We start from the raw sequence: 16,096 nt of genomic DNA on the forward strand, positions 1-16,096 counted from the left end.
GCACGGCAGCGCCAGCGCCGCCAGCGCGGCCCAGACGGCCAGCCCGTTCTGCCAATGCGCGCTATGCGCGGCCAGCCACGGCGCGCCGGCGGCGGCCAGGGAAGCGCCGCCCATGATGGCGGTGATGTAGAAGCCCATCAGCGCCGAAACCTTGTGCGGGAAATACTGCTTGATGAAGCCGGGAATCAGCGCCTGGGCCAGCGCGATGCCGATGCCGGCCATCAGCGCGGTGGCCAGCAGCGCGCCGAAGCTGGCCGGCAGCCAGCGCAGCGCGCTGGACAAGAGAATCAGTAGCAGGGCGATGACCACGCCCTGGCGCGCGCCGGTGCGGCGCTCCAGCCAACTGCCGAGGAAGGCGCCGGCGCCCATGGTGGCCACTGGCAGCGTGGTCAGCAGCGAGGCGTCGCTGAAGCTCATGCCGGTGGCGTGGCGCAGCTGGTCCAGCAAGGGACCGATGGCGGCGAGGGCGGGGCGCAGGTTCAGGCCGACGAGGATGATGGACAGCGCCAGCCATAGCGGGCGCTGAACGGAGGTGTCTTGCTTCATGAGGTTGGGCTTTCGGTGGGGGCGGTGTGTGACGAGGAGGCCTGCGCTTCTCCGGGGAAGCTTTGCAGCCATTGGCTCAGCAGCGCGGCCAATTGTTCGCGTTGCGGCGCGGCCAAGGCGGTCAGCGCGGCTTCCTGGGTGGCGATGTGGGCGCTCATCGCGCGCTCTATCAGTTCCAGTCCGGCCGGGCTCAGGCGGATCTGCATGCCGCGGCGGTCGTTGGGATCGGGGTGACGTTCCACCCAGCCGGCGCTCTCCAGCCGGTCCAGCCGCTTGCTGACCGCGCCTGAGGTCAGCAGCAGCGTGGTGTACAGCATGGTGGGCGATAGCTGGTAGGGCGCGCCGGCGCGGCGCAGCGTGGCCAGCACGTCGAATTCGCCATCCTTGAGCCCGAAGCGGGCGAAGTTGTCGGCCAGCGCGCGCTCCACATGGGTGACCAGCCGCGCCAGCCGGCCGATGACGCCTATGCTGGCGCTGTCGAGGTCGGGCCGCTCCCGCCGCCACTGGGAAATGATGGTGTCGATTTTGTCCATGGGGAGCGATTATGTCATGGATATGTATTCCTGGGAAGATGTTTCACATAAAGTATCTTTATATAAAAATATATGAGCGGAATCTAAGAACCTGTTCAAAGTCTCGCGAGCAAGAGCGAGACAAGGCGAAAACGGCTGAGAAAGCGGAATGTACAAGCGGTACATGAGCATTTCGAAGTTGTTTTCAACGCCGTATCGCCGAAGCACAGCAGACTTTAGAACAGGTTCTAAGAGCCTGTTTACGATCTCGCGAGCTAGGGCGAGATAAGGCGTTGCGGCTGAGAAAGCGGAGTGCGCCGGTGGCGCATGAGCATTCTGAAGTGGCTTTCACCGTGTCACATTTCACTCAGCGCAGCAGATTTTAAACGGGTTCTCAGCCGTCCGCCTGCAACCAGGCGGACTTGAAATCGAACCAGCCCAGGCTGTTGAGGCGCACGCCTTGCATCTGGGCCGGACCTTGCAGCCGCAGCCAGTTGTGGAACAGCGGCAGCATCCAGCGCTGCTGGACCACGGCGGCGGACAGGTCCTGCGCGCGGAACAGGCCCTGGCGCCAGCCTTGCTGCCACTGAGTCAGCGGCAGCGCCGGCTCCAGGCAGCGGCGCAGCAGCGGGGTGCCCAGCACCCAGGCGGCCACCGAGTATTCCGGCCGGGTGGCGAAGTTGACCGAGCCCAGCCACAGATCGGCCTCTCCATGGCCTTGCTCCCAGTCGGCATAGGGCAGCGCGCGGCATTCCAGCTCCACGCCATGGGGCCGCAGGCAGCGCGCCATCGCGGCTGCGATCAGTTGGTATTCCGGGTGCTGTTCGTAATAGGCCAGCCGCAGCGCGCGCAGGCCGTCCGGCGGTGGCTGGTTCAGGGCCGGCTGGGCGTGGTGCCAATTGGGCAGCAGGCCGGCGGCCGGCGCCCAGTATTGGCGCACCGCCGGCGCGGTTTCCTGGATCACGGCCAGCGGCGCCAGCGTCTGGGCCAGCCAATCGCGCAGCGCGGCATCGTGCAGCCGCGGCGAGCGGCCGTCGGCGAGCAGGAAATAGACGCCGGATTCCAGCACCATTTCGGTCTGCATGCTGGGCTCGCGCGGATTGATGCGCACTTCCAGGCTGCAAACCTGGCCATTGCCGTGCTCCAGTTGTTCGCCCAGCTCCGGCATCATCCAGATGTCCACCTGATCCAGCAGCGCGCGGTAGCCGAAGTAGTCGTCGAAGGCCTGCAGGCACAGCTGGTGCCGGGTATTGGCGGCGACGCGGTAAGGGCCGGTGCCCACCGGGCGCGAGGCGAAGTCGGCGCGCGCGGCGTGGTCGGCCGGCAGGATCAGCGCGGCGCTGTCGGCCAGCAGCCAGGGCAGCCATTGGTCGGGCTCGCTCAATTCCAGCGCCAGGCTGCGCGGCGACAAGGGCCGCACCGCGGCCAGATGGGAGAACAGCGGCAGCGCGCGCAAGCGCAGCAGCGAGGCCTGGACATCGGCGACGCTGAGCTCGCCGCCATCGTGCCAGCGCACCGCCGGGCGCAGATGGAAATGCCATTCCAGCGGGCTCTGCTGGCTCCAGTGGTGGGCGAGATCACCTTCCACTTCCCCTTTTTCCTCATTTATCCGGCTCAGGCCGTTGAAGATCTGACCGACCAGATGGCGTTCGGAGCGGCGCAGCGGCGTGCCGGGGTAGAGATTGGGCAACGGGCGGTAATAGGGCACGCCCAGCACTTGGCGATTCTGGTTCCAGCGCTTGCCCAGCCGCGCCAGCAGCAAGGGCGCCAACTCGTCGCGGTCATCGCCCAGCAGGTCCACCGCCTGTTCCACCCGGCCCTGTTCCAGCAATTGCGCGGCGCGCTCGCGCTGCAGTTGTTCCGGCGCTTGCAGAAAGCTCAACCGCGAGCGCATGCCGCGGCCGGCTTGCGCCTGCCACGCTATCCAGCCTTGCGCCTGCATCTGCTGCAGCAGGCTGCGCATGTGGCGGCGGGTGCAGAACAGCAGGTCGGCCAATTGCTGCAGCGAGACCGCCTCGGCCTGGCCGGCGAAGTGTTGGTGGAGTTTCTGATACTGCTGGGCGAGCCGCGCGGACATAAGGGGAAGTTTCCTGATTGAAAGTCAGCAATTTTTATTGCCTCATATTGCGCCGACAATACTCGCATCCACAGCGGGAGTCCACAGCGATGAAAACCGATCCGATCTTCTTGTTTTACCAGCGCTTTCTCGACGACAAAAAGCCGGTGTTCGGCCTGACGCCGCAGGCGGCGCTGGACAGCTTGAACGAGCTGATGCAATGGCAGCCGCCGACGGATGGCGGCGCAGAAAAAAAGCCGGGCGAACCCGGCTTGGAAGGTACTGAGGAGAACGAGGGAATTCAGCATCCGTTCAATGTCTGGCGAGCCAGCGCCAGACATTGAAGCGGTTCTCAGCGCAGGTAAGGCAGGTAGGGCGCCTCCTCGCGAATGGCGTAAGTCTTGCCTCCCAAAGTCACGCTGAAATTGCGCGGGCCGGAAATCGGCAGGTAGTAGACCACGGCCAGGCTGACGCTCTGGCCCGGCACCAGCGACTGCCATGACGGCAGCTTGACCGAGACGCGATGGGCATCGCCCTTCAGGCCGCCGATATTGTTGCCGCTATGGCCGACGCTGATCACCTTGAGCCCGAAGCCGGACTGGTCGGCGAAGTTGGACGGCGCCGAAGTGGGCACGTCGAACTGGAACTCGGTGCCGCCGGGCAGGCTGCTGCCGGAGCGGTTGGTGATGGTCAGCTTGGGGTTGATCGGATAATTGCTGTCGCCCAGCGCGAAACCATCCAGCGAGAAGCCTACGTCGATGGCGGCGGTGGCGGCCGGAGCGGCGGCGGCGGGCTTGACGCTGACGGTGGCCGGCTTGCTGAAGGCGTTGTACAGCAGGCTGGTCAGCGTGGTGCCGATGAAGTACTCGCCCTTGCCGCCGTTGCGGTCCTGTTTCCAGTCGTAGTCGCCGGCCAGTTCCCAGAACATCACGCCGCCGACGTTGTTGGCGTCGACCCAGGCGGCTTTCTTGGCGATGGACTGCTCATCCTCGGTGGACAGGAACACCTTCTTGCCGGCGTTCCACAGCCACGGCGCGGTCAGGGTGTCGTTGTAGAAGCGCTGGTAGCTGCCGTTGAGCTGGTTTTCCGGCTTGCTCGGGTCCAGATAGGCGGACAGATAGCTGCCGGCCTGGTTCTTCTCCAGGTTCTTGGCATGCCACATCGGGTTGGAGCCGGCGCCCACTTCACGGCCCTGTTCGTCCAGGTCGTGCCACAGATTGTCTATGCCCACCGCGCCGTCGCCGCAGGTTTTCAGGCCGGTCGGGCAGTTGCCGCCCACCGAAGTGCCCCACAGGCCGTTGCTGCCGCCGTTGACGTTTTTCCAGCCGCGGGTGTAGTAGGGCACGCCGATATTGACGCGCGCCGCCGGCAGGCCGCCGCGGTAGTAGTGATAGGACCAATCGGTGTTCAGATAGCCGATGCCGCCGTATTGCGCGGTGGTGTACACGCTCCAGCGCGCCAGCTCGGCGTCCTTGCCGTCGTCGTAGAGCGCGGCGTTGGGGCCGACGAATTCGTTCCAGGCGCCGTGCAGGTCATAGGACATCACATTGACGAAGTCGAAGTAGCGCAGGCTGCGGAAGGCTTCCATGCCGCGCAGCAGGTAGCCGGAGGCCGGCACCGCGGCGGTCAGCTGGTAGTAGCGGCCGTCCTGGGCGGCGGCGCGGTCCAGGCGATCGCGCAGCGTTTGCGCCAGCACGTTGAAGCCCTTGTTCAGCGCGCCGCGGCGGGCGTTGGCCACCGTCCAGTCCAGCGGATTGCCGGCGTCGTTCATCGAGGTCGGGTACTCGAAGTCGATGTCCACGCCGTCGAAGCCGTATTTGCGCAGGAAGGCGACGGCGGAATCGGCGAAGGCGTTGATGCCGGCCTGGTTGACGCTGCCGTCGGCGTTGATGGTCATGCTGTAGAAGCCGCCGCTGTTGACGCGCTTGCCGTCGGCGTCGAAGTAGCCGCCGGTTTCGGCCCAGCCGCCCACCGAGACCAGGGTCTTGACGCCCGGGTATTTGCGCTTGTACTGGGTCAGCAGGTTGAAATGGCCCTTATAGGGCAGGCTGGCGTCCATTTCCGCGCCGGGCACGCCGGGCCAGCTCATGTCGGTGGCAGGGTTGCCGGGGTTGTTCTCGCCGACGGACAGCCGGTTGTTGCCGTCGACATGGGCGAAGGCGTAGTTGATGTGGGTGAGCTTGCCCCAGGGGATGTCGCTGGCGAGATAGGCCGGCTGGCCGTTCTTGCCGGTGCGCCAGCTGGTGAAATAGCCGATCAGCCGCTTGCGGCTGCCATTGGCCAGCTGCTCGGCGCCGCCTTTCTGATAGACCGCGCAATAGGGCACGTCGACGCCGTCGGTGCGCGCCAGGCCTTCCGGCTGGCACAGCGCGTTGCCGGTGGGCGGCGGCACTTGCACCAGCGGCGGATCGCTCGGGTTGCCGCCGCCGCCGTCGCACTGGCCTATCAATTTCCACGGACTGGCGTCGTTGGCGGCGGGCGCATTGCCCTGGGTCCACCATTTGGCTTGCCAGGTCTGGCCCTGGTAGCTGACGCGCTGGCCGCCGGTGTAGATCGAGCTGGCGCTCCAGGCCGGATCGGCGCAGCTGGCGGCCGCGGTTTTGATCAGGCCGTCGCGCGCGGCGGATGCCGACGCCTTGGCGGCGGTGGGGGCGTGCTGGGCGACCAGCAAGGCGGCGCCGGCCATGGCGGTGCCGGCCAGGCCGGTTTTCAGCAGCAGTAGGGCTTTGCTCACTGTCCATCTCCTTCTTGGAAAAAGGCGGGGCGGAAGGCCGGCGCGGCGCGCCGACTTGTATTCAAGTTGTATTAAAGTTGTATGTAAGTGGTATTGGACTTAAGCATGTGAACAGAAATGCTAATGACGCACCTGTTCTTTTTTTCAGGTGTGTTTGTCATGATCTCTGCTAGTGACGAGGCCTTGGTCGGAAGAGGAAATATCTGGAATGCGCGCCGCAACTGGCGCAGTGGGCCGAGTGGCCTGGATCGTGCTCCGCCTTAGTGCGGCGCAGCAAACGAGGGCTTGCGGAGGGATGTGAATAATGACTTTGGCGCGCGATTGTGGCGCGCGCGTCAGCGTTTAGCGTCTCAGAATCGGTTCAAAGTCTCGCGAGTTAGCGCGAGGCAAGGCGAAAACGAGCGAAAAAGCGGAATGTACAAGTGGTAGATGAGCATTTTGAGCTTGGTTTCAACGCCCATTTCTATCCATCCCGCCGACGCGCAGCAGATCGTAAACAGGTTCTCAGGGCGGCTGCTTAATCTTAAGCCATGTCTTGTTACTGCGATTCCGAGCGGTTGGCGGTGAAGCCCTCCCACTCGCCGCAGGCCGGGCAATGCCAGAAAAAGGCGCGCGAGCGGAAGTTGCAGCATTTGCAACGATGCACGCTCAGGCGCTGCGCGTGCTTGAGCACCAGCGCGCGCGCCACTTCCGCGTCCATCCGCCCTTCCGGGCTCAATTCGTCCATCTGCGCCTCGATCAGCCGATACACGCCGGACAGACTGGGGCGCGCGTGCACGCCCTCGCGCGCCACTTCCAGCGCCTTTTCCTCGCCCTCGTAAGTGGCGATCTTCTGGTACAGCAGATCGGTCAACTCCAGCTGCGGGAAGGTTTTTTGGTAGCCGCGCAGCAGCGCGATGCCTTCCAGCGGCTTGTCCATGCGCTCGTAAGCGTCGAACATGCGCTCGGCCGCCATCGATAGATACTCGTAGTTCTGCTTTTCGATGTTCTGCCAGGCGGCGATCGCCGCGTCGATGCGACCTTCGGTGAATTCGATATCGCCGAGAATCAGGCTGGCGCGCACGCATTTGCGGTTGGCGGCAAACGCCTCGCCCACATAATGGCGCGCCTGCTCGCTATTGGATTTATACAGCTCGCCCTGAGCCAGCTCGCAGTAAAACTGCGCCACTTCGTGCTGGAAGGAATGCGCGTCGCTGCGCAACTCCTTGGCGGTGGCGATGGCCTTGTTCCAGTCGCGGTCTTGCTGATAGATGTCCAGCAACTGGCGCCGCGCCGCCAGGCCCATATTGCCGTCCTGCAGCTTGAGCAGAATTTCCTCGGCCCGGTCCACCAGACCAGCCTTGCGAAAATCCTGGGCCAATTCGAAACGCACCGCGTCGCGGTGCTCGGCCGGCAGGTCCGGCGCGTCCAGCATGCGCTGATGCAGACGGATGGCGCGGTCGTTCTCGCCGCGCTTGCGGTACAGCTTGCCCAAGGTGTGCTGCAATTCCAGCGCCGAGCCCTGCTGGCGCGCCACTTCGGCCAAGGCCGAGGCGGCGACGTCGGTCTTGTCTTCCACCAAGGCGTCCAGGCCGCGGAAAAAGCCGGTGGGCACCGCCTTGGCCTGTTTCAGCACGGTGCGCATGTCCACGCGCGCGGCAAACCAACCCAGGCCAAAAAAGGCCGGAAACAATAGCAACCACCACAAATCCAGTTCCAACAGCAATCCTTTCCGGACAAACAACAACAGCCGCTGCTAGCGGCATCACAAAAGAACGGCTGATAAAACCCGGCCGCCCGAACGCCCGGCGCGCCCCATCGGGCGACGCGGGCTTCAAGACCCGGTTTTGTCAGCCGCTCTCGCCGGCCTCCTCAGTCCGCGATCGCGTCGCTGGGATCGCTGATCACCTTGCTGGCGGGAGGCCTGTTGCGCAATTCTTTTTTCAATTGGGAAAGCTCTTTCCGGCTGCGCAGATAATAGCCCAGCGTGGCCAACAGGCCCACCAGCGCGCCGGCGACGAAGAACAACAGCAGAAACACGATCAACGGCGCGGACCAGGACTCGCCGAAGAACAGTTTGAATTCGACGGCGTGGCTATTTTGCACGGTGACCGCGATCAGGAATACCAACAGGGCCAATTCAACGATACGAAGCAGGTAACGCATGATCTCGCTCGATTTGTTTGCCGGAGTGCAAGTTTAAACGATAGCCCGGCGCAACCCAAGCTGGAATTTCCGCGACGCAAAGAAAAAGCGCCGCAAAAGCGGCGCTTCGGATTCGCTAAGCCGGAGATTGACGCTCAGGCCTCGCTCTGCTCCATCAGGGACAGGTCGACGCGTTCGCGCAATTCCTTGCCAGCCTTGAAATGCGGCACATATTTCTCAGGAACCGAGACGCTGGTGCCCGACTTGGGGTTGCGGCCAATCCGCGGCGGACGGTAGTTCAAATCAAAACTGCCGAAACCGCGGATTTCAATCCGATTCCCTTGCGCCAGGTTATTGGCCATCGCATCCAAAATGGTTTTGACGGCCAATTCAGCGTCTTTGTAGACCAACTGAGAATTGCGCTCGGCAAGTCGTTCCGACAGCCTAGCGATCAGCTCAGATTTGGTCATGTCTCAATTACTCGTTAGAGCCGGACAGTTTTGCCTTCAGCAGGGCACCCAGGTTGGTGGTGCCAGCGGAAGCGCTGTCTACGGACAGGCTCTTCAGAGCAACGTTGTCTTCCTGAGCGTCTTTAGCCTTGATGGACAGGCTGATGTTGCGGGACTTGCGGTCCACGGCGATGATCACGGCTTCGACTTCTTCGCCGTCCTTCAACACGGAACGAGCGTCTTCCACGCGGTCGCGGGACAGTTCGGAAGCGCGCAGGTAACCTTCAACATCGGTGTCCAGGGCCACAACGGCGCCCTTGGCGTCAACGGACTTCACGGTACCCTTAACCAGGGCGCCCTTGTCGTTCATTGCAACGAAGTTGTTGAACGGATCGCCTTCCATCTGCTTGATGCCGAGGGAGATGCGCTCTTTCTCAACGTCGATGGACAGAACAACGGCTTCAACCTCGTCGCCCTTCTTGAACTTGCGCACGGCTTCTTCGCCAGCTTCGTTCCAGGACAGGTCGGACAGGTGAACCAGGCCGTCGATGCCGCCCGGCAGGCCAACGAACACGCCGAAGTCGGTGATGGACTTGATCGCGCCCTTCAGCTTGTCGCCTTTGTGGAAGTTGTCGGCAAACTCGTTCCACGGGTTGGCCAGGCACTGCTTCATGCCCAGGGAGATACGACGACGGTCTTCGTCGATTTCCAGGATCATGACTTCCACTTCGTCGCCAACCTGAACAACCTTGGACGGGTGTACGTTCTTGTTGGTCCAGTCCATTTCGGACACGTGCACCAGGCCTTCGATGCCCTGTTCGATTTCCACGAACGCGCCGTAGTCGGTCAGGTTGGTCACCTTGCCGAACAGACGGGTGCCGGACGGGTAGCGGCGGGACAGGCCCACCCACGGATCTTCGCCCAGTTGCTTCAGACCCAGGGATACGCGGTTCTTCTCTTGGTCGAACTTCAGTACCTTGGCTTCCACTTCGTCGCCCACGGCCAGAACTTCGGACGGGTGCTTCACGCGGCGCCATGCCAGGTCGGTGATGTGCAGCAGGCCATCGATGCCACCCAGGTCAACGAACGCACCGTAGTCGGTGATGTTCTTGACGATACCCTTGATGATGGCGCCCTCTTTCAGGGTTTCCAGCAGAGCTTTGCGCTCTTCGCCCAGGGTTTCTTCCAGCACGGAACGACGGGACACAACTACGTTGTTGCGCTTGCGATCCAGCTTGATGACCTTGAATTCGATCTGCTTGTTTTCGTACGGGGTGGTGTCTTTCACCGGACGCACGTCAACCAGGGAACCCGGCAGGAAGGCGCGAATGCCGTTGACCATAACGGTCAGGCCGCCCTTCACTTTGCCGCTGATCAGACCGGACAGGATCTTGCCGGTTTCCAGCGCTTCTTCCAGCTCAACCCAAGCGGCCAGGCGCTTGGCTTTTTCGCGGGACAGCTTGGTCTCGCCAAAGCCGTTTTCCAGCGCGTCGATGGCTACGGTCACGAAGTCGCCGATGGCAACTTCGACCACGCCTTGGTCGTTCTTGAATTCTTCGGCCGGGATCAGGGACTCGGACTTGAGGCCGGCGTTTACGGTAACAAAGTTGGAATCAACTGCTACGACTTCGGCAGTGATCACCTCGCCCACGCGCATGTCGTGAAGGGTCAGGCTCTCTTCAAACAGCTGAGCGAAGTTTTCCATGGAGAGGGTAGTCATCAAGCGTACTCTCGGTGCGCGCCTTGCGGCGTGCGGGGTTAGGGTTGCACAAGGGGTTTATTGCTTTGCAGCATTTTCACCCGACAAAAAAATCATAGGCCGGAGACCTGTCTTTCCTCGAACCAGCGTAGGACCTGTGCGACCGCCTGGTCTATGGTCAGCTCCGTGGTATCGAGCAAAAAGGCGTCCGGCTCCTGGCGCAGCGGCGCTACCGTCCGGGCGGCATCGCGCGCGTCCCGATCGATAATGCCCTGCAGAATCTGTGGGAGATTAGCAGAATCTCCCTTGCCGATCAACTGCTTATAGCGACGCTCCGCGCGCTCCTCCGCGCTGGCGGTCAAAAACACCTTCAAGGCCGCGGCGGGAAACACCACCGAACCCATGTCGCGGCCATCGGTCACCAGGCCCGGCGCCCGGCAAAAATCGCGCTGCCGCTGCAACAGCGCCGCGCGCACCGCCGGCAGCGCGCCCACCTTGGACGCGCCGATGCCGATCTCCTCGGCCCGGATCGCCGCGCTGGCGTCCTCGCCGGCCAGCCACACCGCGCCATCGGCGAATTCCACCGGCAGGCCGGCGGCGGCGGCGGCCAACTCCGCCTCGTCGTCCCAAGCGATATCGCGGCGCTGCGCGAACAGCGCCAGCAGCCGGTAGAGCGAGCCCGAATCCAGATAATGAAAACCCAGCCGCGCGGCGACCAGGGCGGCGACAGTGCCCTTGCCGGAGGCGGACGGGCCGTCGATGGCGATGACAGGTGCGGTCATGTGCTGATAAATCCTTGCAAAAATTCGCGCTGGCCGCCACATGCGGGCTGCCGGCCAAACCGGCGATTTTATCGCAAGCCGCCGGCCGGCACAGCAAGATTCTCCGCGCGGCGAAACCCGGCGCCGGGTTTGCGCAAATGCGGCGATGGCGGTTACATTGTCCGACGGGCGCCGCGGCGCCATCCGCCAATCAAGCACACAAGACTCAGAACCGCCATGGAACAACTGCATCTCGCCCCCGTCCGCCATCTATCCGGCGCCATCAAGCTGCCCGGCTCGAAAAGCATCTCCAACCGCACCTTGCTGCTGGCCGCGCTGGGCAATGGCAGCACCCTGGTGCGCGAGCTGCTGGATTCGGACGACATCCGCCACATGCTGGCGGCGCTGAAGCTGCTGGGCGTGGAGATCGAGCAGATCGGCGACAGCCGCGACTTCCGCGTGCAAGGCGTCGGCGGTGAATTCCCGGTCAAGAACGCCGACCTGTTCCTGGGCAATGCCGGCACCGCCTTCCGCCCGCTGACCGCCGCTCTCGCGCTGATGCAGGGCCATTACCAGCTCAGCGGCGTGCCGCGCATGCACGAACGTCCGATCGGCGATCTGGTGGACGCGCTGCGCGTGGCCGGCGCGCAAATCCAGTACCAGGGCAATACCGGCTTCCCGCCGCTGACCATCATGCCGGCGCAACTGGAAGCCGGCCGCCCCATTCCGGTGAAGGGCAATGTGTCCAGCCAGTTCCTCACCGCCCTCTTGATGGCGCTGCCGCTGACCGGCGAAACCGCGGTCATCGAAGTCAGCGGCGAGCTGATCTCCAAGCCTTATATCGAAATCACCCTCAACCTGATGGCGCGCTTCGGGGTGCGGGTTGAACGCGACGGCTGGCGGCGCTTCACCATCCCCGGCGGCCAGAGCTATATCTCCCCGGGCGAAGTGCACGTGGAAGGCGACGCTTCCAGCGCGTCCTATTTCCTCGCCGCCGGCGCGCTGGCCGGCGGCCCGGTTCGGGTGGAAGGCGTGGGCGCGGACAGCATCCAGGGCGATGTCAAATTCGCCGACGCGCTGCGGCTGATGGGCGCCGAAGTCCGCATGGGCCCCAATTGGATAGAAGCCAGCGCCACGCTCCCGCTCAAGGCGATAGACGCCGACTTCAACCACATCCCGGACGCGGCGATGACCCTGGCGGTGGCGGCGCTGGCCGCCGACGGCACCAGCACGCTGCGCAATATCGAAAGCTGGCGCGTCAAGGAAACCGACCGCCTGAGCGCGATGGCCGCGGAGCTGCGCAAGGTCGGCGCCGTGGTGGAAGAAGGCCAGGACTATATCCGCATCACCCCGCCGTCGGCGCTGACCCCCGATGCCGAAATCGACACCTATGACGATCACCGCATGGCGATGTGCTTCTCCCTGGTCTCGCTGCTGGGCGCGCCGGTCACCATCAACGACCCCAAGTGCGTGGCCAAGACCTTCCCCGATTATTTCGACGCGCTGGCGGCGCTGCAAGCGCAGGCCTGAGCCAGCCACCCCGCTCGACAACCCCGCTCCGGCGGGGTTTTTTCTTGGCCAAGCCTTGCGCCTAGCACCGCAATAAAACACAATATATAGATTATTAAAAACAAAAAAATCTACATCATGGAAAATTTCTTTGCCTTGCGCCGCCAATTCATGCAGCAGTTCGACATCCCCAGCCCGGCGCGGCCGCAATGGCAGCCGCAGCAGCTGGCAATGTGGGAAACCATGCTGGAGGAAGAACTGGCCGAATTCCAGCACGCGCTGGCCGACTATAAACGCCAGGACGGCGACGAGGCGGAACGCGCGCGACGGATGGCGGAACTGCTGGCCGAAGGCGTGGACGTGCTCAATGTGCTCAGCGGACTGCTGATGTCGCAAGGTCTGCCGCTGGAGGAGATGGCGCGCGAAATCCACGCCGCCAATATGCGCAAATGCGTGGACGGCAAGATTGTGCGCCGCGAGGACGGCAAGGTGCTGAAGCCGGCCGGCTGGCGGCCGGCCGACAAGGAGGGGGTGATACGCCGGGCGCGGGAATCCCAAGACCCCATTTAATCTCGGCTACGCCGCGCGCTCAATGATCGCGCCGCGCAAACAATCGGGCGATGCCGTGATAATGCGGCTGGCCATGGCCGACATCCAGCGCGAACTCCTCCTGATAGGCCAATAGCGTCAGCGCGGCGAACTGACGGCGCAATTCGTCCGGCTGATAGTAGTGCCGGACATAGGACGCCGTCTCGCTCGCCCCCCGGCCCTGGGCATCGCAGCCGGGATCGTTGACCATGAATACCGACACGAACAGATAACCGCCCGGCTCCAGCGCCTCCTCCATCCGCCGCGCCAGCGCCGCCCCGGCGGCCGCGTCCAGATGGTCAAGCGAGGTGTTGGCGACGATCAGCCGGTAATGCTCCGCATCCAGTTGCAAACCGGCCAGGTCCGCCACCTTGCCGGCCACGTTCAGGCGGCGTTCGTCCGCCGTTTCGCCCAGGCGCGCAATCGCCTCGGACGAGCCATCCACCGCCGTCATCGCAAAGCCCAGCCGCGCCAGGAACAAGGCGTTGCGCCCCTGGCCGCAGCCCAAATCCAGGCCGGCGCCGCCGGCCGATACATGATATTTGTCCAGATACTGGACCAGAGACGGCGATGGTTGATCCCCGTAGAACGACGTGCTCGAACGGTACACGCCGTCGAATCCCGCTGCTGTCATTGATGATGCCCCCGATATCGGCTTTGCGCCTGACCGGCCCATCTCGGCCCGGACCCTTCGTCCGGATTACCTGGCCGATAGGCCACCCATCCTTTTGGACAGAATAGGCGATGAGCATCGCAAGGACATCACAATCGATTCAGCTATTCATCAAATCATTTGCGGCAAGGCCTGCATCGACTGCGCCGGCAGCATTTCCAGCAACAGCCAGACCGCGGTCAGCGCCAGCATCGCCGCCATGCCGCAATTGAATGCCCGCAGCCGGCGCGGCGACGCCAGCAAGCGGCGCGCGGCCACCCCGGAGCCCGCCCACAAGGCGATGCACGGCAGGCCGATGACGAAGGTCAGCGCGGCGAACAGCAGGCCGGCATGCCAGGCGTTCATCTTGGCCGGCAGAAACACCATCGCGATATTGAAGCCCATCAACCAGACCTTCGGGTTGAGCCAGTTGAACAACACCCCGCCCCAAAACCCCATCGGCGCGCCGCCGGATTCGCCCGCGGCCGGCGCCGAGCGCGCCATGCCCCAGGACAGCCACAGCAGATACAGGCAACCGGCCACCGCCAGGTAGACCTGCACCGAGGCGATCACCGACATCAGCCCGCCCAGGAACACGGTCAGCAGCCCCACCTGAACCGACAAGCCCAGCGACATGCCGAGTAGCGATGGCACCGTGCGCGAAAACCCGTGATTGACCCCGGAAGACGCCAGCACCAGATTGTTCGGCCCCGGCGTGATCGACATCACCAGCAAATAAGTCACCAATGCAACAAAATTCATTACCGTTCCAGCCCATTGCAGACGCCGGAAGGATCCGGACGCCTTGGTTTCCAATGGCGGAAATGATAACGCCGCGGCAGTGACGAATACAGATTCAGAAAAATTGAATTGGAACCATAACAGTTTTACAATCGACAAACTGTTACGGTCATTTTCCAAGGAAACTGTACCGATGGAAGCGACAAATTCTGTGAGCGAGGCCCGGGCATGAGCGATGAACCCCTGTATCAGCAACTGGTGAACGAATGGATCACCCTGATCCAGACCGGGGTGGTGCAGCCCGGCGAACGGCTGCCCTCGGTGCGCAAGGCCTGCGAAATGCACAAGGTCAGCCCGTCCACCATCCTGATGACTTATCGCACGCTGGAAGACCGCGGCCTGATAGAAGCGCGGCCGCAGTCCGGCTTCTACGTCAAATCCGCCGCCACCCTGCCCTTGCCGCGCATGCGCCGGCAAAGCGCCGCCCATCACACCGGCGAAGTGGTGGACCAGATCGAGGCGGTGATGACGGCGCAGACCCGCGCCGACTACATCGACCTGTCGCTGGCCAGCCCGCGCGGCAGCGATTTCTACCCCACCACCCGCTTCAAGCACATCATGGGGCGGCTGCTGCGCCAGCATCCGGAACTGACCACCGATTATCCGTTCCCGCCCGGCTCGGAACGGCTGCGCCGCCAGATCGCCCAGCGCGCGGTCAGTTGGGGCTGCGTGCTGGCGGCCGAGGACCTGGTGATCACCAATGGCTGCACCGAGGCGCTGCAACTGGCCTTGCGCGCCTGCTGCAAGCCGGGCGACACCGTGGGACTGGAGTCGCCCACTTATTTCGCGCTGCTGCCCACCTTGAAGAACCTGGGCCTGAGCGTGATCGAGATTCCCACCCACCCGGCCAACGGCCTGTCGCTGGACGCGCTGGAACTATTGCTGTCGGAAAAGCGGCTCAACGCCATCGTCGCCATGCCCACGGTGCACAATCCGCTGGGCTGCACCATGCCGGCCGAGGCCAAGCAGCGGCTGGCGGCCTTGGTCAATGAATACCAGGTGCCGCTGATCGAGGACGTGCCGCATGCCGATCTGCACTACGACGGCGCCACCCCGGACGCGGTCAAGGCCTACGACCGCGACGGCTGGGTGCTGCTGTGCTCCAGCTACAGCAAGACGCTGGCGCCGGGCTTCCGCATCGGCTGGATCGCGCCGGGGCGTTTTCTGCGCGAAGTGACGCGGCTGAAGTTCGCCAGTTCGCTGGCCCAGCCGCGGCTATTGGAGGAAACGCTGGCGGAATACCTGGAAACCGGCGGCTACGATCATCACCTGCGGCTGATACGCCGCCACTTCATGAGCCAGATGGAACGGTTGCGCGGCACCGTCGCCAGTTGCTTCCCGGCGCAGACGCGCGCCACCTCGCCGTCCGGCGGCTGCCTGCTGTGGGTGGAGCTACCCAGCGGCGTGGACACCATGGAGCTGTTCCAGGCCGCGCTGGCCGAGCGCATCACCGTGGCGCCCGGCGCGCTGTACTCGGCCAAGGGCCGCTACCGCAACTGCGTGCGGCTGTCCTGCTGCTATCCGTGGAACCCGGCGTACGAACGCGCCTTGCGGCGCGTTGGGGAATTGGCGGGAGAGATGGCCGACTGAAATCAGGCCGGGCGGCCGTTGCCGCGCGGCTGGGCGCGCACCGCGGCGCGCGAGGAAGACGGAGCCGACGACGGC

At 63.8% G+C, this 16,096-nt stretch carries 15 protein-coding genes; 4 read left to right on the plus strand and 11 right to left on the minus strand.

Annotation, left to right across the window (positions count from 1 at the left end):
- The 3 genes from LQT98_RS07110 to sgrR form a co-directional block, all read right to left on the minus strand.
- A partial coding sequence (locus tag LQT98_RS07110; protein ID WP_231461666.1) for an MFS transporter occupies positions 1–546 on the minus strand: 546 nt, incomplete at its 3' end.
- Positions 543–1,079: a MarR family winged helix-turn-helix transcriptional regulator gene (locus LQT98_RS07115; RefSeq protein ID WP_231461667.1), complete on the minus strand. Its 537-nt coding sequence runs from the start codon at positions 1,077–1,079 to the stop codon at positions 543–545. The genes LQT98_RS07115 and LQT98_RS07110, both read right to left, overlap by 4 nt.
- Before the next feature lie 373 nt (positions 1,080–1,452).
- Positions 1,453–3,135: an HTH-type transcriptional regulator SgrR gene (gene sgrR / locus LQT98_RS07120; protein WP_231461668.1), complete on the minus strand. Its 1,683-nt coding sequence runs from the start codon at positions 3,133–3,135 to the stop codon at positions 1,453–1,455.
- 17 nt (positions 3,136–3,152) lie between these two features.
- Between sgrR and LQT98_RS07125 the strand changes: the two genes are divergently transcribed.
- Entirely contained in the window at positions 3,153–3,458 is a 306-nt protein-coding gene (locus LQT98_RS07125) for a hypothetical protein (RefSeq protein ID WP_231461669.1), read from the plus strand.
- Positions 3,459–3,466: 8 nt separating this feature from the next.
- On the opposite strand, the gene LQT98_RS07130 is transcribed toward LQT98_RS07125, so the two are convergent.
- The 6 genes from LQT98_RS07130 to cmk all read right to left on the minus strand — a co-directional run bounded on the left by LQT98_RS07130 (position 3,467) and on the right by cmk (position 10,902).
- On the minus strand, positions 3,467–5,848 hold the full coding sequence (locus tag LQT98_RS07130; RefSeq protein ID WP_331282529.1) for a glycosyl hydrolase family 18 protein: 2,382 nt from the start codon (positions 5,846–5,848) through the stop codon (positions 3,467–3,469).
- 538 nt (positions 5,849–6,386) lie between these two features.
- Positions 6,387–7,547, minus strand: coding sequence for a lipopolysaccharide assembly protein LapB (gene lapB, locus LQT98_RS07140; RefSeq protein ID WP_231461670.1), 1,161 nt, complete (start codon positions 7,545–7,547; stop codon positions 6,387–6,389).
- Positions 7,548–7,699: 152 nt separating this feature from the next.
- Positions 7,700–7,993, minus strand: coding sequence for a LapA family protein (locus tag LQT98_RS07145; RefSeq protein ID WP_231461671.1), 294 nt, complete (start codon positions 7,991–7,993; stop codon positions 7,700–7,702).
- Positions 7,994–8,127: 134 nt separating this feature from the next.
- Positions 8,128–8,442, minus strand: a complete 315-nt coding sequence (locus tag LQT98_RS07150; protein ID WP_048411652.1) for an integration host factor subunit beta — start codon at positions 8,440–8,442, stop codon at positions 8,128–8,130.
- Between the two features lie 7 nt (positions 8,443–8,449).
- Positions 8,450–10,141 (minus strand): 30S ribosomal protein S1, encoded by a 1,692-nt coding sequence (gene rpsA, locus LQT98_RS07155; protein WP_156183983.1) that lies wholly within the window; start codon positions 10,139–10,141, stop codon positions 8,450–8,452.
- Positions 10,142–10,233: 92 nt separating this feature from the next.
- Positions 10,234–10,902 carry a (d)CMP kinase gene (cmk, locus tag LQT98_RS07160; protein WP_231461672.1) on the minus strand — a complete coding sequence of 223 codons (669 nt, stop codon included), beginning with the start codon at positions 10,900–10,902 and terminating at the stop codon, positions 10,234–10,236.
- A 216-nt stretch (positions 10,903–11,118) separates the two neighbouring features.
- Here cmk and aroA point away from each other — a divergent pair, with 216 nt between their 5' ends.
- Complete coding sequence (gene aroA, locus LQT98_RS07165; protein ID WP_231461674.1) at positions 11,119–12,411, plus strand: 3-phosphoshikimate 1-carboxyvinyltransferase; 1,293 nt, start codon at positions 11,119–11,121, stop codon at positions 12,409–12,411.
- 117 nt (positions 12,412–12,528) lie between these two features.
- Positions 12,529–12,960 carry a pyrophosphohydrolase domain-containing protein gene (locus LQT98_RS07170; RefSeq protein ID WP_231461675.1) on the plus strand — a complete coding sequence of 144 codons (432 nt, stop codon included), beginning with the start codon at positions 12,529–12,531 and terminating at the stop codon, positions 12,958–12,960.
- A gap of 19 nt (positions 12,961–12,979) precedes the next feature.
- Here LQT98_RS07170 and LQT98_RS07175 read toward each other — a convergent pair whose 3' ends face one another.
- Both LQT98_RS07175 and LQT98_RS07180 read right to left on the minus strand, forming a co-directional pair.
- Positions 12,980–13,612, minus strand: a complete 633-nt coding sequence (locus LQT98_RS07175) for a class I SAM-dependent methyltransferase (RefSeq protein WP_231461676.1) — start codon at positions 13,610–13,612, stop codon at positions 12,980–12,982.
- Positions 13,613–13,762: 150 nt separating this feature from the next.
- The gene (locus LQT98_RS07180) at positions 13,763–14,392 is read right to left on the minus strand and encodes a LysE family translocator (RefSeq protein ID WP_048411657.1); all 630 of its coding nucleotides are present in this window, start codon (positions 14,390–14,392) and stop codon (positions 13,763–13,765) included.
- A gap of 207 nt (positions 14,393–14,599) precedes the next feature.
- On the opposite strand from LQT98_RS07180, the gene LQT98_RS07185 reads away from it, so the two are divergent.
- Positions 14,600–16,021 (plus strand): aminotransferase-like domain-containing protein, encoded by a 1,422-nt coding sequence (locus LQT98_RS07185; RefSeq protein WP_048411658.1) that lies wholly within the window; start codon positions 14,600–14,602, stop codon positions 16,019–16,021.
- Positions 16,022–16,096 lie beyond the last annotated feature (75 nt).

It is taken from the genome of Chromobacterium aquaticum (assembly GCF_021129195.1).
Lineage (GTDB): Bacteria > Pseudomonadota > Gammaproteobacteria > Burkholderiales > Chromobacteriaceae > Chromobacterium > Chromobacterium aquaticum.

What these genes read in the sequence shown, in the direction of transcription:
- LQT98_RS07115 (WP_231461667.1), bottom strand. Translation starts at nt 1,079, where the DNA reads ATGGACAAAATCGACACCATCATTTCCCAGTGGCGGCGGGAGCGGCCC.
- LQT98_RS07170 (WP_231461675.1), top strand. Translation starts at nt 12,529, where the DNA reads ATGGAAAATTTCTTTGCCTTGCGCCGCCAATTCATGCAGCAGTTCGAC.
- LQT98_RS07180 (WP_048411657.1), bottom strand. Translation starts at nt 14,392, where the DNA reads ATGAATTTTGTTGCATTGGTGACTTATTTGCTGGTGATGTCGATCACG.
- cmk (WP_231461672.1), bottom strand. Translation starts at nt 10,902, where the DNA reads ATGACCGCACCTGTCATCGCCATCGACGGCCCGTCCGCCTCCGGCAAG.
- LQT98_RS07150 (WP_048411652.1), bottom strand. Translation starts at nt 8,442, where the DNA reads ATGACCAAATCTGAGCTGATCGCTAGGCTGTCGGAACGACTTGCCGAG.
- aroA (WP_231461674.1), top strand. Translation starts at nt 11,119, where the DNA reads ATGGAACAACTGCATCTCGCCCCCGTCCGCCATCTATCCGGCGCCATC.
- sgrR (WP_231461668.1), bottom strand. Translation starts at nt 3,135, where the DNA reads ATGTCCGCGCGGCTCGCCCAGCAGTATCAGAAACTCCACCAACACTTC.
- LQT98_RS07185 (WP_048411658.1), top strand. Translation starts at nt 14,600, where the DNA reads ATGAGCGATGAACCCCTGTATCAGCAACTGGTGAACGAATGGATCACC.
- LQT98_RS07175 (WP_231461676.1), bottom strand. Translation starts at nt 13,612, where the DNA reads ATGACAGCAGCGGGATTCGACGGCGTGTACCGTTCGAGCACGTCGTTC.
- rpsA (WP_156183983.1), bottom strand. Translation starts at nt 10,141, where the DNA reads ATGACTACCCTCTCCATGGAAAACTTCGCTCAGCTGTTTGAAGAGAGC.
- LQT98_RS07145 (WP_231461671.1), bottom strand. Translation starts at nt 7,993, where the DNA reads ATGCGTTACCTGCTTCGTATCGTTGAATTGGCCCTGTTGGTATTCCTG.